Below are 16188 nucleotides of genomic sequence, written 5' to 3'. Positions count from 1 at the left end.
AAAAAGCTAAAAAAAGAGCGCTATTGTATAGAGGCACTTAGATGAACTCAATCAATGGAAGAAGCGCTGCGCACGGCCTCTAATTGTTGGCAAAGCTGAGTGATACCTTGAGTTATCCGCGGCCCAAAACGATGCAATAAATTAGCATCTATGCTCAGCAAATGCTGGTTTTGTACCGCACTGAGCATCGGCCATTGCTGCCAATGCTTAAGCTCAGCCGCACTGGCGCCCACTATCGCTTCAGGATTTTGTGCAATCACTTGCTCTACATTCACCTGCGGATAGGGCGCAAGGCTTTGCGCCATAATATTTTCCCCACCACACATACGCACCGCTTGTCCCATCCAAGTGCTATTATTAGCCGACATGAGCGGCACTTCTGCTACTTGGTAAAAAACTCGCACGGGGCGGCGCTGCTCAAAGGTTGCGCTTAATTGTGCCAAGGCATGTTCATAATCATTAATTACCTTGGCGGCTTGTGTGCTATGGCCGGTTAGCTCACCTAGCTTTTTAAGCTCGGTACTTAAGTCTTTAAAGGTGGCGGGCTCTGATAAAAATACCGCAATGCCTAATTGCACTAGCGGTTGTACCGCTTGCTGCTGAGCGGCGCCCCAAGCCACAATTAAGTCGGGTTGCAGCGCTAAAATACGCTCAGTATTCAGGGAGCGGTAGTTAGCTACTTTAGGCAGTGTCTTAGCGCCAGCGGGATAGTCGCTGGCTTCATCGGTGGCGATAACTTGGCTGCCCGCACCAATAGCAAACAGCAACTCGGTAGCATGAGGCACAATAGTAATAATTCGCTGAGCAGGTTTATCTTTTAAATGCTGGCCATTTTTTAGGCCCGAAAACGAAGTATCAGCGAGCGCGGGCGCGCTCACTGCCATATACAATAATAACGCCACTTTAACAGCGCGGGGTGCAGAACCCTTTAAGGCCATAATTGCGAGTCTTGAACTAAAGGAATAAGCAGATAAGCCCACGCCAGCGAGAGCCAAAATATAAAAATAATAACCACACGCCATAATAAGGCGCGCGTGGCTACTTCATTAATATATTGCGCAGTACCTAGCTTGGGATAGTAATCGGTGGCCTCTGTATAGCGACGGGGGCCGCCTAGTCCAACATTGACTCCGCCAGCCGCAACAGCTAATAAGCGCCCACTTGCGCTATAGCCCCATAGTTTACCCTGAGGCCAAGCTTTCATCGCGCGCAAGGAGCCAGGATATAAAAACAGACTGAGCGTTAATAGTTGAAAGGGTAACCAAGCTAACAGTCGATAAGCATAAGAGGGCAGCATACCAAAGGCGCGCCACTGAACTAATTTATAAGGCCAAGCTTGTACCAGATAACGCAGCAAACCAAAAAATAAGGCCAGATAAATCCCCCCGGCTAAATAGCAAACCAGTAGCGCAAAGTCAGTTGCTAAGCGTAATAAGCTCACCTCGGCTAGCGCTTTATATAAGCCCAAGGGTGAGAGAGGGTCGGTATTACGTAAGCAAATTGGCGCCAAACTTAGGCGGGCAAGCGGTTTATTACTCTGGCTGTAACCAAGCACACTGGGCACAATGCGACTAAGGCGCCCTAAGTCTAGGCAACACCACAATAGCAAAGGCTCAAGCAAATGCGGCCAAGGTGCCAAGACCGCCAATGCCCAATAAGTGGCTAATAAGGGCAGCAATAAACACAACATAGCGGCGCTGCCGGCAAACTTTAGATAACGAGGCTGGTAGCGAGTGCCGTTTAGTCTGCGACCTAAGCGCTGCAACCCTTCTACTAAGAGTGCTTGTAGCCGAGTGGCGGGCAAAGCAAGACTAAGTAAAATAGCTAAGGTGAGTAAGGCCACCGGCTGCTCTAGCAGCGCTAGATGTAGCATGGTTAGTGCGCTAAACGGGCAAGCATGGCTTGCACCATTAGTGAGGAGTGATGGGCGGCCACTTCTAAGAAAGCTTCAAAAGATTGCGCTTGTTCTTTACCGGCTATGTCGGAAAGTGCACGTACCACGACAAAGGGGACTGCAAATTGATGGCACACTTGGGCAATGGCAGCGGCTTCCATGTCACAGGCTTTCATTAACGGGAATTGAGTAGTGGCGTGGCGTAATTGATCTTCTCGATGCATAAACTGATCACCGGTACAAATTAAGCCCAGTGCGGAGTTAATTTCATTTTGCTCTTTTAAGCAGGCTTGCGCTAGCGCGATTAATTGCTCATCTGCCACAAAGGCTGCGGGTTGCTGCGCCATTTGTCCTATTTCATAGCCAAAGGCAGTGACGTCGACATCATGAAAACGCACTTCACTAGAAATAATGACATCTCCAATGGTAAGGCTAGGATCAAAGCCGCCAGCGGAGCCAGTATTAATAACGGCGGTGGGAGAGAAGCGCTCTAATAAAATAGTAGTGGCCATGCTGGCCGCCACTTTGCCAATACCAGAGCGGGTGAGCACCACTGCTTGACCATTAAGGGTGCCTTGATAAAACTCACAGCCGGCCACTGTGATGGTGTGGGCGTCTGTTAAGTTTGCGCGTAAAGTGGCGACTTCTTGTTCCATGGCGCCGATAATGCCAATTGTCATAATAGATGCTCTAGTCATAAAAAATATAGGCCAGTTTATCATCATCATAGCGAAAGGCCGATCATAGAAAATAGCTTCACCTAACAAGGTCGGCAGTGAACCGCGGCCAGTGCTTGTCTAAAGCTTGGTTTTCACCGCGCTAAGTCGGTATCCTACTTTTATCTCTCACGGATGGAAAAACGTCATGAAACCCATAAAAACTTGGGCCCAATATTACGTAGACCTAATGACTAAGCTTGGCATAGTGCGATTTAGCATAGTGCTGGCTGCGTGTATCATTTTATTGGCCATTTTTATCCAAGTGGGAGTCACGTTATTTTTACGCGGCAATGTTGAGTCAGTGGATTTAGTACGCTCGGTATTCTTTGGCTTATTAGTCACGCCGTGGGCGGTGTATTTCTTATCGGTGGTGGTTGATCAATTAGAAGACTCGCGCCAGCGCCTTAGCCGTTTGGTGCAGCGCTTACAACAAATGCGTGAGCGCGATCTTGAGCTTAATAATGAATTACAAGAAAAAATAGAACTGCTAAATAAGCAAATAGAAGAAACTCATAAAGCAGAAACTGGCCGCGACCAAGCCATTGAAGACTTAGAGGCGGAAGTCTACCAACGAGAAAAAGCGCAAATGGAGTCTCAAGAGCGTCTTGCTTTGTTGCGCTCTTTTATTGATACCTCGCCGGATCTTGTTTATTACCGCAACGAACGAGAAGAGTTTTCTGGCTGTAATCGCGCCATGGAAAATTTATTAGGTAAGCAAGAAAAAGAGCTGATTGGCTTAACGCCCTATGATGTGTACCCGGCCGATGTGGCGGAAAAAGTGGTAGAGACTGATAAAGAAGTCTTTGCCCGCAACGAAAGCCAAACTTATGAGCAATGGCTGCAATACCCTGATCTGCGCCGCGCCTGTTTTGAGCTTCGCAAAGTGCCCTTTTTTGATCGCAATGGTAAACGCCTAGGCTTATTGGGCTTTGGCCGAGATATTACAGAGCGCAAGCGCTACCAAGAAGAGTTAGAGAAAGCCAGTCGAGATAAAACCACTTTTATCTCGACCATTAGCCATGAATTGCGCACGCCACTCAATGGCATTGTAGGGTTAAGCCGTATTTTGCTCGCCACAAAACTAGCAAAAGAGCAGCGCCAGCACATGAAAACCATTCACTTTAGTGCTGTGACTTTGGGTAATATTTTTAACGACATTATCGATCTCGATAAAATTGATCGTAGCCGCCTTGAGCTGGCACCGGAGCCAATGGATTTTCCAGGCTTTTTAGATGACTTAGAAAGCTTAGCGCGCTTACAAGCCGAACAAAAAGGGCTGTATTTACATTTTGATCGTGACGGTGACATTCCCGACTGGATCATGGCCGATGGTACTCGGTTGCGCCAAGTGCTGTGGAACTTGGTAGGCAATGCGGTGAAGTTTACCGATGAAGGAGGGGTTACCATTCGCTGTATGGCCGATGAGCTGATGGTGGGTGAGATCACCTTGCGCTTTGATATTGAGGATACCGGTATTGGTATTCCGCTTAGTCTACAACAGCAAATTTTTGCGTTGTACTTTCAGGTGGAGGGAGATAAATACGCCACCGGCACTGGCATTGGCCTAGCCGTCTCTAAGCAGCTGGTTGAGGCGATGCGCGGCACTATTGAACTAGATAGCGAACCTAATGAAGGCTCCTGCTTTAGCATTACCATTACAGTGCCAAGAACTACGGCACCGATAGACGATCCTGTGGTGGCTGATCTGCCCTGCTTATCGGTGTTATTAGTTGAAGATGTCGAGCTCAACGTGACCGTGGCGTGTGCTTTATTAGAAAAGCTTGGCCACCAAGTCACAGTCGCTCGTGATGGTAAACAAACTTTTGAGCACTTAAGCAAACAAGACTTTGACTTAGTATTTTTAGATATTCAGCTGCCAGATATGACCGGCTTTGATATTGCTAAGCGCTTGCGCGAGCAAGCACTTAGCCAAGGGCACAGTTTACCGCCGTTAGTGGCGCTAACGGCCAATGTCATTAGTGATAAGCAAGAATATTTGGCTAAAGGTATGGACGATGCCATTAGTAAGCCGTTGTCATCTAAAGCCATTAAAGGGGTGCTGGCGCGCTTTTTTGCCCATAAACCCAGAGTCAGTAGCCGAGAGCGACTATTGGCCAACATGCCTGCACCTGACCAAACACAGCCCGCGCTAGCGCACGCTTTTATTAACGAGCGCCTCGAGCCAAGTGAGCAAGATAAGGTGCTAGATTGTGTTTTTTTAAATGATTATGTGGATACGGTAGGCGCGCGCATTTTGCTCTCTAGTGTGGATATGCTCGACACCATGGCGAGTGATTATTTACAAAAACTTAACGATTTTGTGAGCGCGAAACAGCAAACCGAAATAGTAGAAGAAGCTCATAAAATAAAAGGAGCGGCGGGCTCGGTGGGGCTAAAACGTATTCAGCAACTCGCTCAGCTGATCCAAACGCCTGAGCAAGAAAACTGGTGGCAAACTATGCCTAACTGGACTGCAGAGCTAAACCATCACTTGCCGAGTGACTTAGCGACACTACGCCATTGGCTTGAGCAACGCTTATGAAAAACTATCAGCCTTTTATTACCAGTACCCGTCAAGATAGCGCCAATGATCAAGCACTAAGCTCTGCGCTGAGCGCTATTGAAGCTGATCGAGGGCGCATAGTGCAATGCTCGCCGGTACGTCGCTTACAACAAAAGACCCAAGTCTTTCCCTTAGATGTGAAAGCCTCAGTGCGCAGTCGCTTAACTCACTCACTGGAAGTAAAAGAAACCGGCCGCCAACTCGCCTTATTAGTGTTAGCTAAGCTTTCGCCTAGCGCCCAAGAAGACGGGGCCGATAAACAAGCCTTTGTGAGCTTAGTGGAAATGGCCTGTCTGCTACACGATGTGGGCAACCCTCCCTTTGGCCACTTTGGTGAAGTGGTGCTAATTGACTGGTTGCGTAGCCACTTGCCGGCGCTTTTTAAAAAAGCCGTGGGCAAAGGCTCACGGCAATGGCCCATGTTGCTAGCGGATCTGCAACAGTTTGAAGGCAATGCGCAAAGCTTGCGCTTATTGCATAGCCTCCAAGACTTAAACCTGACCTTAAGCCAGCTAGCGGCGTTGCAAAAATACGTGCGCGGCGCCTACCAGGCACCCAGTGTGAGCAAAAATAAGGGGGCGTGGCGCCAAAAACCGGGGCATTACTTTAGTGAGCGCCCCTTAGTGCAACAAATTAGGCAGCATTTCCCAAGCACAACTCACGGGCGCTATCCGCTGACTTTTTTAATGGAAGCGGCGGATGACATGGCCTATGGCGTGGCCGACTTAGAAGATGCCGTCGATCGCGGTGTGCTAACGCTAGTGGAGTTAGAGCAAGCGATATTGCGCGAGGGAAATGATTATTTACAACACAACTTTCGCCAAGCCAACGCACAACAAGCAGGCTTTTTTAGTCGCTTTCGCCAACAACTGAATGATGACTTATTACTATTAGTGAGTGAGCAGTACTTATTGCATCACAGTGCCATTTTAGATGGCAGTCATGGCCAACCTTTGCTGGTAGTGGAACAGCCCGCCGCACAGGCTTTACAGTGGCTAAAAGATTTTGCTCACCAGAGTGTCTTTAAACACCGAGAGGTAGAAGCGCTAGAGCTGGCCGGTTTTGCTGCTTTAAAAGGTATATTAGAGGTATTTGCTCCCTTATTAGCACTGTCGGGCGAGGAGTTTACTAGCCTTGAACGTCGCCAAGATGCTCAAGGCTTATTATTGCGCCGTTTATATCACCGCTTGCCACCGCGCCATCTTGCTGCCTATAAAAGAGATAGCCAGCAGGCCCCTTGGTTTGAACAAGCCAGTGAGCGCGAGTGGTATTTTCGAGTACGCTTGTTGTTAGACTTTGTTAGTGGCATGACCGATACCTATGTGTTAGAAGAATACCGTTTGTTGTGTGGTTTTCAGCGCTAGCTCACTGTTAATAAGGAGATCTAAAGCATAACCATGAACAGCAGCTTGGCAGTTATGCATTTTTTGCCACTCGCTAAAGGGCAGGCCTTGAGGCTAATAATGGCTTGCTTGATGGCGGTCAGCTTTGCGGTGCACGCCAAAAGGCCAGAAATGAAATTACACCAAGTGCAAGCAGGAGAAACCTGGCCAGTGCTGGCCGCGCGTTATCAACTTAGTGAGCGCCAATTGCGGGTTCGCTATAACCAAGCGCGCTTTATGACGCCGCTCAGCGCTGGCGAGTGGATATGGTTGCCTAGCTCAGAAGTTATATCATCGCCACTCCCTACTCACGCTAAGACGTTATCTATTAGCTATCAGCCTACAGTGGCTGCCACAGTATCAAAACCAGCACCAACACCAACAACGGCTAAGTCTGCCTCTTATGAGAGCTCTCTTCCACAGCTTGGGCGGCCTAATCCTAAGCAAGCGCCTAGAGCAAGCCAGCTGCAACTAACCCTAGCCAGTGCGGCTAAAGCCGCCGCCGATGATAAGTTAGATAAATTTTTAGAGCAGCAAAGCAGCCATTGGGCGGATAGCACTTTATCCTTTGGCTCAGCACAGCTCAGTGATTTATTGTGGGGCAGCCCAGAGCATTGGAGTTGGGATTATCAGTTACCCCTATTTGATAAAGAGTTGTTGTTTAATAGTCGTTTCGCCTTGCCCTTAACTAAGCAAGTACAAGGGGAGGTGGGCGTTGACTATCGTGATCAGCGCCTTACTTATCAAGCCGGCCTTAATATCGAGCACGCGCTAACACCCCAGACGTATGTACACTTAGAGCCGGTAATGGATTATCAATCCAGCTGGGAGCATCAAAGAGGGGGTTTATTATTATATGTCTCCAAGCCCGACTGGACGCTGGGTGCGGGACGCTATTACCCTTTATCGGGCTGGCAGCAGCAAGCGGGTCAGTTTGAGCGCGCTGCCGCCGGACAAGTGGTGTTTGGTGAAGGCCGTTTAGATTGGCTGCCGGGCTTAAGTGTGTCGAGTCAATTTTATCAGTGGCAAGGAAAACGGCTTAATTTGTATGGTAGTGGTGATAAATATAAGGCGACTATGTCAAGAAAATGGTCGCTCAATTATGCACCTTGGCAAATCCTTCGCCTGCAAAGCTCCGTACTTAGCAATAGTAAAGACAAGTTTGAAACCCGTTTTCGTTTAGGGGTTGAGCTGCCTATTAGTCTAAAACCTGGCTTATGGTGGAAAAATACCCAGCAAAGCAGTGATTATCAAAGCTACCAACCGCTACAGCATCACTCAGTGTTAGTTCTTGAGCAGCGTTAAAACAAAAGAGTAGGGTTATTATTTAGCAGGCTTAAGCACTTTAGAAAATTCTTGATTAGCAAAGCTGGTGCGAGTTTCTTTTTGTAAGAGCGTGAGTAATAAAATAGCGCGAGTATCGCCATCCGCTTGGACATAAATGGCTTCTAAACCACTAAAAGGTCCTTGCTCAATACGTACTTTTTCTCCCGCTTTAGGCAAGTCACTTAACTGCTCGCGCAGCGCATCACTGTCACAATGCGCCATTAAATCGTACACAAGGTGGCTTGGCACCACACAAGGTCCGCCGCCAAAGCGTACTAAACTGCGCACGCCTCGCGTGGAGCTAATGGTCGTGACACTCACTATATCGAGATCTGCTCGCACAAACAGATAACCAGGAAATAAGGCTTCTACACGTGTCACTAGCTTGTTGCGCTGGCGCTTTTTAACTTCGGCATAAGGATAAAAGGCGTCTATGCCTTGATTGCTTAGGTTTTGTAAGGCGCGTTCCTCTTCACGAGGCCGACACTGCGCCAAATACCATTTGTGCATACTAAGCTCTTACTAAATAAATCTGATCTTTATTATGACAGCCCCATATAAAAAGGCCACGCTGTGGCGTGACCTTTAGACGAACTTATTATGAAGTAAGAAGCTTATTTAGCTATCTATCTATTACCAGCCTTTTACTACGCCACCTTTAAACAAGACTTTTGCCGCTTCATACACTTCATCGCTTTGGTACGCTTTAACAAACGTTTGGATACGCTCGTCATCTTGGTTATCTTTGCGCGCGACGATAAGGTTGGTGTAGGGAGAGTCTTTATCTTCTACAAATAAGCCATCGCGCTCGGGCAATAAGTCGATTTGTGAAGCATAAGTGGTGTTAATAATGGCAAACGCCACATCATCTAACGAACGAGGTAATTGGGGTGCTTCTAACTCTACTATTTTTAAATTTTTAGGGTTAGCTGTGATATCTAAAGGGGTGGCTTCTAAGCCCGCCTCATCATTAATTTCTAGTAAGCCTTGTTGTTCTAATAACAGTAAGCTGCGTCCTAAGTTGGTAGGATCATTAGGCACGGCGACCTTAGCGCCATCTTCTAATTCATCGACCGATTGGATAACTTTAGAGTAAGCGGCAATGGGATAAACAAACGTTTTTCCAACTGCGGTAATCTCATAACCTCGGTCAGCAATTTGCTTATCTAAGTAAGGCTGATGCTGAAAGGCATTAATATCGATACTGCCATCGTTGAGCGCAATGTTAGGCGTAACATAGTCACTAAAGGCCACTAGCTCCACGTCTAAATTATATTGTTCTTTCGCGACTTTAGCCGCGACTTCAGCAACTTGCTCTTCGGCACCGGCAATGACGCCCAGACGAAGTGGTTTCGCATTTTCTTGGTCGGTGTTGGCACTATCACTTGCTTGCTCACCACAACCAGCTAAGGCGAGGGCTGCAGCTAATAGGCTGACGGTTGTAAGAGATTTAAAGCCTAATTTCATTGGTCTTTCCTTTTAATCAACGATGATCCACATAAGTGACCAGGCGTTCACCGGCACTTTGGATAATTTGCACTAATACGACGAGCATCACCACAGTTATTAACATTATCTGGCCATCAAAGCGCTGATAACCATAGCGGATCCCCACATCGCCTAAGCCACCGCCGCCAATGGCGCCTGCCATAGCAGAATAATTCACTAGAGTAACCAGCGTGATAATAATGCCATTTAGCATGCCAGGCAGCGCTTCTGGCAATAATACCTTAGTAATAATTTGTAGTCGTTTAGCGCCCATGGCTTGGGCGGCTTCCACTAACCCTGCTGGCACTTCCATTAAGGCGGCTTCCATTAAGCGCGCAACAAAGGGTATGGCAGCCACTGTTAAAGGCACGATGGCCGCTGTAGTACCAATACTGGTCCCCGCCACTAAACGCGTGAAGGGAATGATGGCGACCATTAAAATAATAAATGGCACCGAGCGTCCTATATTAACTAAGGTGCCCAAGCCTTTATTAAAGGCTTTATTTTGCCAAATTTGCTCAGGCTTACTGACGTGCAAAGCAATACCCAAGGGGATACCAATGACACCGGCAATCAGCCCTGAGCCAAACGTCATCAGCAAGGTTTCCCACAGGGCTGACAACAGTAAGTTAATCATGGCGTCGGACATAGCCTAATACCTCTACCTGAATTTTATGTTCTTGAAGATAAGCCAATGCGGCTTGGGTTTGCGCTTGGCTACCTTCGAGTTCAGCCAGCATAAAGCCAAATTTAACCCCTCCGGCATACTCCATATCTGCACTTAAAATGCTGACATCGACATTAAGCTCTCGGCTAATAATAGAAATGAGGGGGCTATCGACCGTATCGCCACTAAAGCCTAAGCGCACTATGGGTAAACTTTCTGCGCTAGGCTCAGCACTGAGGCGCGCTTGATACTCGGGTGGAATGGCTAAATTAATGGTGGAGGAAATAAAGCGTTGCGCTAACTTTGTTTTCGCATTAGCAAAAAACCACGCCACTTCCCCTTCTTCAATAAGCTCACCGTCGCTAATAATCGCGACTCGGTCACAAATACTTTTTACCACTTGCATCTCGTGCGTGATCAGTAAAATAGTGAGCCCTAATTTGCGGTTTAAGTCTTTAAGTAAGTTTAAGATAGAGTGAGTGGTATTAGGGTCTAGCGCTGAAGTCGCTTCGTCGCACAATAGTACTTTTGGCTTAGGCGCCAGTGCACGAGCTATGGCTACGCGTTGTTTTTGCCCACCCGAGAGGGCATTAGGATAAGTATGAGCCCGATTGCTTAAGCCCACTAATTCCAGTAGTTCATGGACTCTATTTTTTATAGCTGCCTTACTCATACCTGCCAGCTCTAAAGGCAAGGCAACATTAGCAAATACGGTGCGTGACGATAACAAGTTAAAGTGCTGGAAAATCATGCCAATATTGCGCCGTGCCGCAGGTAACTGATTGGCTTTCAATAAGGTTAAGTCTTGGTTATCTACTAACACTTGACCCGAAGTAGGCTGCTCTAGCATATTGACACAGCGGATCAGCGTACTTTTCCCAGCGCCAGACTCGCCAATCACGCCCATAATTTGGCCTGGACTGACTGACAGATTAATATTACGTACCGCATGCACCGCTTGCGGGCCGTCGCCGTAGCGTTTATTGATGTTGATTAGCTTGATCATCGGAGGAAAGGCCTTTGCGGGTTAGTTATTCACTACTTTACCAGACCTTAGTAGTGACAAGTCACAAAAGTATGACCAATAACCGCCGATGCTAAGCCGTCCGGATGTCTGAGTCAACGGAAAGTTTAGCGTGAAGGGCAGCAGCAGAAGTCGCGAGCTTTCTTGCTTATCTGCAACTAGATAGGCTAGGGTGCTAATAGCGCGATTTCCACGCGCTCATGGAAGGAAACGAAGGAAGCCAATGGCACAGTATTTTCTGCGGCGCTTATTGCTGCTGATCCCTACTTTTTTAGGGATCACCTTAGTGGTGTTTGCCATTACTCGCTTTGTGCCGGGCGGCCCTGTGGAGCGCATGTTAATGGAAAGCCAGATGCAAAGTAGCGAGTTTAGCCAAAGCTCCCGTGGCAGTCAGGTGCTTTCAGCAGAACAAATCGACGAACTCAAGGCCTTTTATGGCTTAGATAAACCCGTATTTGAAGCGTATCGCGACTGGCTAACTAAATTAGTAACCCTAGATTTGGGTGAGTCTAGCCGCTATTTTTTACCAGTATGGGAGCTGATAAAAGAGCGGCTGCCGGTGTCCGCCTTCTTTGGTATTTGTACCTTCATTTTGAGCTATCTGGTTTCTATCCCGCTGGGTATCTTAAAAGCTCTAAAGCATAACAGCCGCTTTGATAGCATAACCTCTATGCTGATTTATGCAGGTTATGCTCTGCCTGCCTATGTGGTGGGCATTTTCTTGCTAACCATTTTTTCTTTTCAGTTAGGCTGGTTCCCCATGGGGGGCTTTGTCGGTGATGACTTTGATTATTTGGAGGGTTTTTGGCCGAAAACCATTAACTTATTTCATCATGCATTATTACCGCTGATTGCCTATGCCATTGGCGATTTTGCCGTGCTCACCATGACCATGAAAAACAGCCTGATGGAAAACTTGTCTGCCGATTATGTACGCACTGCAGTTGCAAAAGGTTTGCCCTTTCATAAAGCAGTCACGCGCCATGCGCTACGTAACAGCATGATCCCCATCGCTAGCCACTTTGGTAATGTGATTTCAGTATTTTTTGCTGGTTCGTTTTTAATTGAAGTGATCTTTAATATCGACGGGCTTGGCCTATTAGGCTATGAAGCTATTGTGGAGCGAGATTATCCGGTGGTGATGGGGATTTTAGCCGTCACTTCAATATTAATGTTAGTGGGCAATATTTTATCCGATATTTGTGTGGCGCTGGTAGATCCTAGGGTGCGCTTTGATGGCTAAGTTATTGTCCAATGCTACCTTAAAAAAATGGCGGCGCTTTCGCAGTATTCGCCGCGGCTATTACGCTTTTTGTTTGTTTTTATTAATGGTGTTATTAGCACTGACTGCCGAACTTTGGGCCAGCAACCGCGCATTAATCGTCAGTTATGAAGGCCAACTTTATTTCCCTAGCTACGGGGAAGTGATCACCGGCGATACTTTCGACTTAGGCTATCAGTACGAAACCAATTATCGTGAGCTAAAAGCCCTCTTTGCCGAGCAAGCTCAGAGCACCAACAACTGGGTGTTATTACCCCTAGTCCCTTGGAGTGCTTATGAGCAAGATTACAGTGCCAGCGGTTATCCGCCAACGCCGCCCAATGCCAGTCAGGGTCATTACTTAGGTACCGACAGTTCAGGGCGAGATATTTTAGCCCGCCTAGTATATGGCTTTCGCACCGCGGTGGGCTTTGCCTTTATCGCCTTGACCGCCAGTTATGTAATTGGCGTACTGTTAGGGTGTGCGATGGGTTTTGTGGGCGGCAAGTTTGATTTACTTTTTCAGCGCTTTATTGAAGTCTGGTCTCAGGTACCATTTCTATATGTCATTATGATTTTAGTGTCCCTTACCCAACCTAACTTTATGCTATTTGTGGGAATTAACGTCTTATTTGGCTGGATGGGCATTACTTGGTATATGCGTACGCTCACTTACCGAGAAAAAGTGCGCGATTATGTGCTGGCAGCACGCGCGCAAGGGGCGAGCTTGGGGCGAATTATTGTGCGCCATATTCTCCCCAACACCTTAGTGATGATAATCACACTAGCTCCTTTTACGGTAGTGGCGAATATATCATTGCTAACCGCGCTAGATTATCTTGGTTTTGGTTTGGCTCCCCCACTCCTAGCTGGGGAGAGTTATTACGCCAAGGCGTGAACCATTTAGATGCACCTTGGATTGTGGCCTCGGTAGTGACAGCTGTGTCCTTGGTATTAATTACCGTCTCTTTTATTGGTGAGGCTATTCGTGAAGCCTTAGACCCCAAACATTTTTCTCGTTATGAATAGGCAGGGAAGAGCATGAGTCGTTTTTTTATAAAGTTAAAAGTCGCTATGCTGGCGCTGTTATTGGGCAGCGCGTATGCCGCCGAGCTTCCTTCGGAGTTAACTTGGGAAACCAATAATGACGATCCTATTTTTGCCTCGCCTGAGGCTAAGCGCGGCGGCGTATTTAACTTAAGCTTATTAAGCTTCCCGTTGACTTTTCGCACTGTAGGACCTGATTCTAATACGGCTTTTCGCTCTTTTATCTTAGAAAACCAATTGGGCTTATATTCGCTGCACCCCGTGACACAAAATCCCATTCCGGCTTTAGCAACCCATTGGGCCTTTGGTGACGATAATAAAACCATGTATTTTAAACTAAATCCCAGTGCGCGCTGGTCTGACGGTAAGCCGGTGACCAGTGCTGATTTCTTATTTGCACTTAAAATGATGCGCTCTGAGGTGATACGTGCCCCTTGGTACAATAACTATTACAGTGAAGAGATTGTTGATGTCACCGTCTTTGATGAGCACACCATCTCGGTTACCGCTGGCAGTGAGAAAAGCCCCCGCGAGTTATTAAATACCCTAGGATTGGCGCCCGAGCCTGAGCATTTTTACGAGTTGACCGACGATTGGGTGCGCCGTTATAACTGGTCACAAGTCCCAGTGACGGGCGCGTATGTGATGGATAAGGTAAAGCGAGGGCGCACTATTAGCTTTAAGCGCCTCGATGATTGGTGGGGTAATGATCTTAAATACTATCAGCACCGCTTTAACCCCGATGAAATCCGCTTAACGGTAATTCGTGATCTTAATATCTCTTATCGTCATTTCCTAAAAGGCGATATCGACACCTTTGGTTTGATCTTGCCCGAATGGTGGCACGATAAAACCGATACCCCAGAATATAAAAAAGGCTTAATTAATCGTATTTGGTTTTATAACGACATGCCACAAGGAGCCCAAGGGTTACATCTGAATACGGCGCACCCACGTTTAAGTGATGTACGAGTCCGTAAGGGCATGGCTCATGCACTTAATATGCAGCGTATGTTAGATACTATTTTGCGCGGCGATTATGAACGTATGAATACCTTTGGTACGGGTTACGATGCCTTTACCGATGCCGGTATCAAGGCCAGAGCATACGATATTAAACAAGCGCGAGCGCTATTTAGCGAAGCGGGCTATGATCAACAAGGTCCCAGTGGCTTTTTACAAAATCAAGCGGGCGATGTATTAAGCCTAAGCGTGACCTATACCACCCAAGAGCACACGCCTCGGTTAGCTATTTTGCGAGAAGAAGCACGCAAAGCAGGCCTCGACTTGCAGTTAAACTTAGTCGATGGTGCCAGTGGCTTTAAGGTGATGTTAGAGAAAAAACACGAGGCTGCTTGGTTAGGTTGGGCCGGTGGCGGCTTGTATCCCCAATATTGGGAGTTCTTCCACTCGGCGAATGCCAATATCCCGCAAACTAATAACTTGTTTAATATTGCCGATGACTCGCTAGATAAGCTTATCGAGCAATACAGAGTCACTATGAATCTTGACGATAAAGCGGCGATTTCTCGCCAAATTCAACAACGTATTCATGAGCTGGCTATTTTCATTCCCGGCTACCAAGTGCCTTATACGCGGGAAGCTTATTGGCGCTATGTACGCTTACCCGAAAGTAAAGGTAGCCGTTATTCACCGTCATTATTTTGGCCAATGGAAGGGGCGCCTTACAGCACCGGCGGTTTATTTTGGATTGATCAAGAGCTTAAGAAAGAGGTGACTGCGGGTAAGACACGTTTTGAACCTGTTTTAGAAATAGATGAAACATGGCGTCATCAGGAGCATTAATGAATCCCTTGCTTAAGGTGGATAATTTAGCTGTTAGTTTTACTACCGAAGCCGGCAGTTTTAGAGTGGTGGACGATGTCAGCTTTACGCTCTATGCCGGCCAAACTCTCGGCTTAGTGGGGGAGTCGGGCTGTGGCAAAAGTGTCACCGCTTTAAGCTTACTGGGTTTGTTGCCAAAACCTGCCGGAAAAGTGGTCGCTGGCCAGGCTTTTTTTCAAGACCAAGACTTATTAACCTTAACTGCTAAGCAGCGTTATCAAGTGCGTGGCAATCAGATTGCCATGATCTTTCAAGAGCCCATGACTGCCCTTAATCCGGTGCATACGATAGGGCGCCAGTTAATGGAAGTGTATCAACTGCATCGCCCGCAGATGTCGAAACGCGAGCAACAAGCAGCCGCACTAGAGATGTTACAGCAAGTGGGAATTCCAGAAGCGAATGCGCGACTAAAAGCGTATCCACACCAGCTCTCGGGCGGAATGCGCCAACGGGTGATGATCGCTATGGCGCTGGCTTGTGAGCCTGACTTATTAATTTGCGATGAGCCCACGACTGCCTTAGATGTGACTATACAGGCACAAATTCTGCATCTTATTAAAGCGTTGCAGCAAAAAAACGGCATGGCGGTAATATTTATTACTCATGATCTTGGAGTAGTGGCGCAAATTTGTGATCAAGTATTAGTCATGTATGCCGGGCGTAGCGTAGAACAAGCGCCGGTGATCAGTCTTTATGAAGCTCCCTCACATCCCTATACTCAAGGGCTACTGGCTTCCATTGCGCGACTGGATCGAGTGAGTAAAACACAATTAGCGACTATTCCAGGGCAGGTCCCAAGCTTAGAAGAGCAGCGGGTCGGTTGCCGGTTTGCTAATCGCTGCCAATATCGCAGTGACATTTGTGAGCAACAACCTGAAGTAGAGCAAGTGGCCGAATTACATACGGTATGGTGTCATCACTGGCAGGAATGCGCGTCATGAGTGAGCACAATGCATCCTTAGCCAGTGCTGA

14 protein-coding genes and 1 pseudogene (1 of these 15 cut by a window edge) are annotated in these 16188 nt (G+C 47.4%); 8 read left to right on the top strand and 7 right to left on the bottom strand.

The genetic code is table 11. The annotated features are described in order from the left end of the window. Window positions 1-47: 47 nt before the first annotated feature. From CBP12_RS08810 to mtnN, 3 genes are read right to left on the bottom strand one after another with little or no spacing between them, the layout of a single operon-like run. Complete coding sequence (locus tag CBP12_RS08810) at window positions 48-938, bottom strand: cobalamin-binding protein (protein ID WP_232455047.1); 891 nt, start codon at window positions 936-938, stop codon at window positions 48-50. After that, entirely contained in the window at window positions 929-1873 is a 945-nt protein-coding gene (locus tag CBP12_RS08805; protein WP_086964100.1) for a cobalamin biosynthesis protein, read from the bottom strand. Before CBP12_RS08805 ends, CBP12_RS08810 begins: the two co-directional genes overlap by 10 nt. 2 nt (window positions 1874-1875) lie before the next feature. Then, window positions 1876-2574 (bottom strand): 5'-methylthioadenosine/S-adenosylhomocysteine nucleosidase, encoded by a 699-nt coding sequence (mtnN, locus tag CBP12_RS08800; protein WP_086965495.1) that lies wholly within the window; start codon window positions 2572-2574, stop codon window positions 1876-1878. Window positions 2575-2758: 184 nt separating this feature from the next. On the opposite strand from mtnN, the gene arcB reads away from it, so the two are divergent. The 3 genes from arcB (at window position 2759) to CBP12_RS08785 (ending at window position 7863) form a co-directional block, all read left to right on the top strand. After that, window positions 2759-5155, top strand: a complete 2397-nt coding sequence (gene arcB / locus CBP12_RS08795; protein ID WP_086964099.1) for an aerobic respiration two-component sensor histidine kinase ArcB — start codon at window positions 2759-2761, stop codon at window positions 5153-5155. Next, window positions 5152-6540 carry a dGTPase gene (gene dgt, locus CBP12_RS08790; protein WP_086964098.1) on the top strand — a complete coding sequence of 463 codons (1389 nt, stop codon included), beginning with the start codon at window positions 5152-5154 and terminating at the stop codon, window positions 6538-6540. The genes arcB and dgt overlap by 4 nt, the downstream gene beginning before the upstream one ends. A 150-nt stretch (window positions 6541-6690) precedes the next feature. Continuing rightward, a complete protein-coding gene (locus tag CBP12_RS08785) occupies window positions 6691-7863 on the top strand; it encodes an inverse autotransporter beta domain-containing protein (protein ID WP_157420087.1) in 1173 nt (390 codons plus the stop codon). Between the two features lie 18 nt (window positions 7864-7881). Here CBP12_RS08785 and rfaH read toward each other — a convergent pair whose 3' ends face one another. From rfaH to metN, 4 genes are all read right to left on the bottom strand, one after another. Then, the gene (gene rfaH, locus CBP12_RS08780; RefSeq protein ID WP_086964096.1) at window positions 7882-8394 is read right to left on the bottom strand and encodes a transcription/translation regulatory transformer protein RfaH; all 513 of its coding nucleotides are present in this window, start codon (window positions 8392-8394) and stop codon (window positions 7882-7884) included. A 123-nt stretch (window positions 8395-8517) separates the two neighbouring features. Beyond that, complete coding sequence (gene metQ, locus CBP12_RS08775; protein WP_086964095.1) at window positions 8518-9351, bottom strand: methionine ABC transporter substrate-binding lipoprotein MetQ; 834 nt, start codon at window positions 9349-9351, stop codon at window positions 8518-8520. 16 nt (window positions 9352-9367) lie between these two features. Next, complete coding sequence (locus tag CBP12_RS08770; protein ID WP_086964094.1) at window positions 9368-10021, bottom strand: methionine ABC transporter permease; 654 nt, start codon at window positions 10019-10021, stop codon at window positions 9368-9370. Next, window positions 10002-11045, bottom strand: a complete 1044-nt coding sequence (gene metN, locus CBP12_RS08765; protein WP_086964093.1) for a methionine ABC transporter ATP-binding protein MetN — start codon at window positions 11043-11045, stop codon at window positions 10002-10004. The genes CBP12_RS08770 and metN overlap by 20 nt, the downstream gene beginning before the upstream one ends. Before the next feature lie 241 nt (window positions 11046-11286). On the opposite strand from metN, the gene CBP12_RS08760 reads away from it, so the two are divergent. The 5 genes and pseudogenes from CBP12_RS08760 to CBP12_RS08740 all read left to right on the top strand — a co-directional run. Continuing rightward, window positions 11287-12306, top strand: a complete 1020-nt coding sequence (locus CBP12_RS08760) for an ABC transporter permease subunit (protein ID WP_086964092.1) — start codon at window positions 11287-11289, stop codon at window positions 12304-12306. After that, window positions 12299-13353: pseudogene (locus tag CBP12_RS08755) on the top strand (ABC transporter permease). The gene CBP12_RS08760 and the pseudogene CBP12_RS08755 overlap by 8 nt, the downstream one beginning before the upstream one ends. Window positions 13354-13365: 12 nt before the next feature. After that, window positions 13366-15177 (top strand): extracellular solute-binding protein, encoded by a 1812-nt coding sequence (locus tag CBP12_RS08750; protein ID WP_232455046.1) that lies wholly within the window; start codon window positions 13366-13368, stop codon window positions 15175-15177. After that, window positions 15177-16157: an ABC transporter ATP-binding protein gene (locus tag CBP12_RS08745; protein ID WP_086964091.1), complete on the top strand. Its 981-nt coding sequence runs from the start codon at window positions 15177-15179 to the stop codon at window positions 16155-16157. Before CBP12_RS08750 ends, CBP12_RS08745 begins: the two co-directional genes overlap by 1 nt. Further along, window positions 16154-16188 carry the 5' portion of an ABC transporter ATP-binding protein gene (locus CBP12_RS08740; RefSeq protein ID WP_086964090.1) on the top strand. Its footprint extends 1048 nt past the window's final position, so the window shows 35 of its 1083 coding nt (coding positions 1-35); it begins with the start codon at window positions 16154-16156; its stop codon lies off the right edge, out of view. The genes CBP12_RS08745 and CBP12_RS08740 overlap by 4 nt, the downstream gene beginning before the upstream one ends.

This window comes from Oceanisphaera avium, assembly GCF_002157875.1.
Taxonomy (GTDB): domain Bacteria; phylum Pseudomonadota; class Gammaproteobacteria; order Enterobacterales; family Aeromonadaceae; genus Oceanimonas; species Oceanimonas avium.
This window is presented reverse-complemented; position numbering and strand designations above follow the sequence as displayed.

Bases quoted from the DNA above. Each gene is read 5' to 3' on its own strand.
- CBP12_RS08810 (WP_232455047.1), bottom strand. From the start codon at position 938: ATGGCCTTAAAGGGTTCTGCACCCCGCGCTGTTAAAGTGGCGTTATTA.
- CBP12_RS08805 (WP_086964100.1), bottom strand. From the start codon at position 1,873: ATGCTACATCTAGCGCTGCTAGAGCAGCCGGTGGCCTTACTCACCTTA.
- mtnN (WP_086965495.1), bottom strand. From the start codon at position 2,574: ATGACAATTGGCATTATCGGCGCCATGGAACAAGAAGTCGCCACTTTA.
- arcB (WP_086964099.1), top strand. From the start codon at position 2,759: ATGAAACCCATAAAAACTTGGGCCCAATATTACGTAGACCTAATGACT.
- dgt (WP_086964098.1), top strand. From the start codon at position 5,152: ATGAAAAACTATCAGCCTTTTATTACCAGTACCCGTCAAGATAGCGCC.
- CBP12_RS08785 (WP_157420087.1), top strand. From the start codon at position 6,691: ATGAAATTACACCAAGTGCAAGCAGGAGAAACCTGGCCAGTGCTGGCC.
- rfaH (WP_086964096.1), bottom strand. From the start codon at position 8,394: ATGCACAAATGGTATTTGGCGCAGTGTCGGCCTCGTGAAGAGGAACGC.
- metQ (WP_086964095.1), bottom strand. From the start codon at position 9,351: ATGAAATTAGGCTTTAAATCTCTTACAACCGTCAGCCTATTAGCTGCA.
- CBP12_RS08770 (WP_086964094.1), bottom strand. From the start codon at position 10,021: ATGTCCGACGCCATGATTAACTTACTGTTGTCAGCCCTGTGGGAAACC.
- metN (WP_086964093.1), bottom strand. From the start codon at position 11,045: ATGATCAAGCTAATCAACATCAATAAACGCTACGGCGACGGCCCGCAA.
- CBP12_RS08760 (WP_086964092.1), top strand. From the start codon at position 11,287: ATGGCACAGTATTTTCTGCGGCGCTTATTGCTGCTGATCCCTACTTTT.
- CBP12_RS08750 (WP_232455046.1), top strand. From the start codon at position 13,366: ATGAGTCGTTTTTTTATAAAGTTAAAAGTCGCTATGCTGGCGCTGTTA.
- CBP12_RS08745 (WP_086964091.1), top strand. From the start codon at position 15,177: ATGAATCCCTTGCTTAAGGTGGATAATTTAGCTGTTAGTTTTACTACC.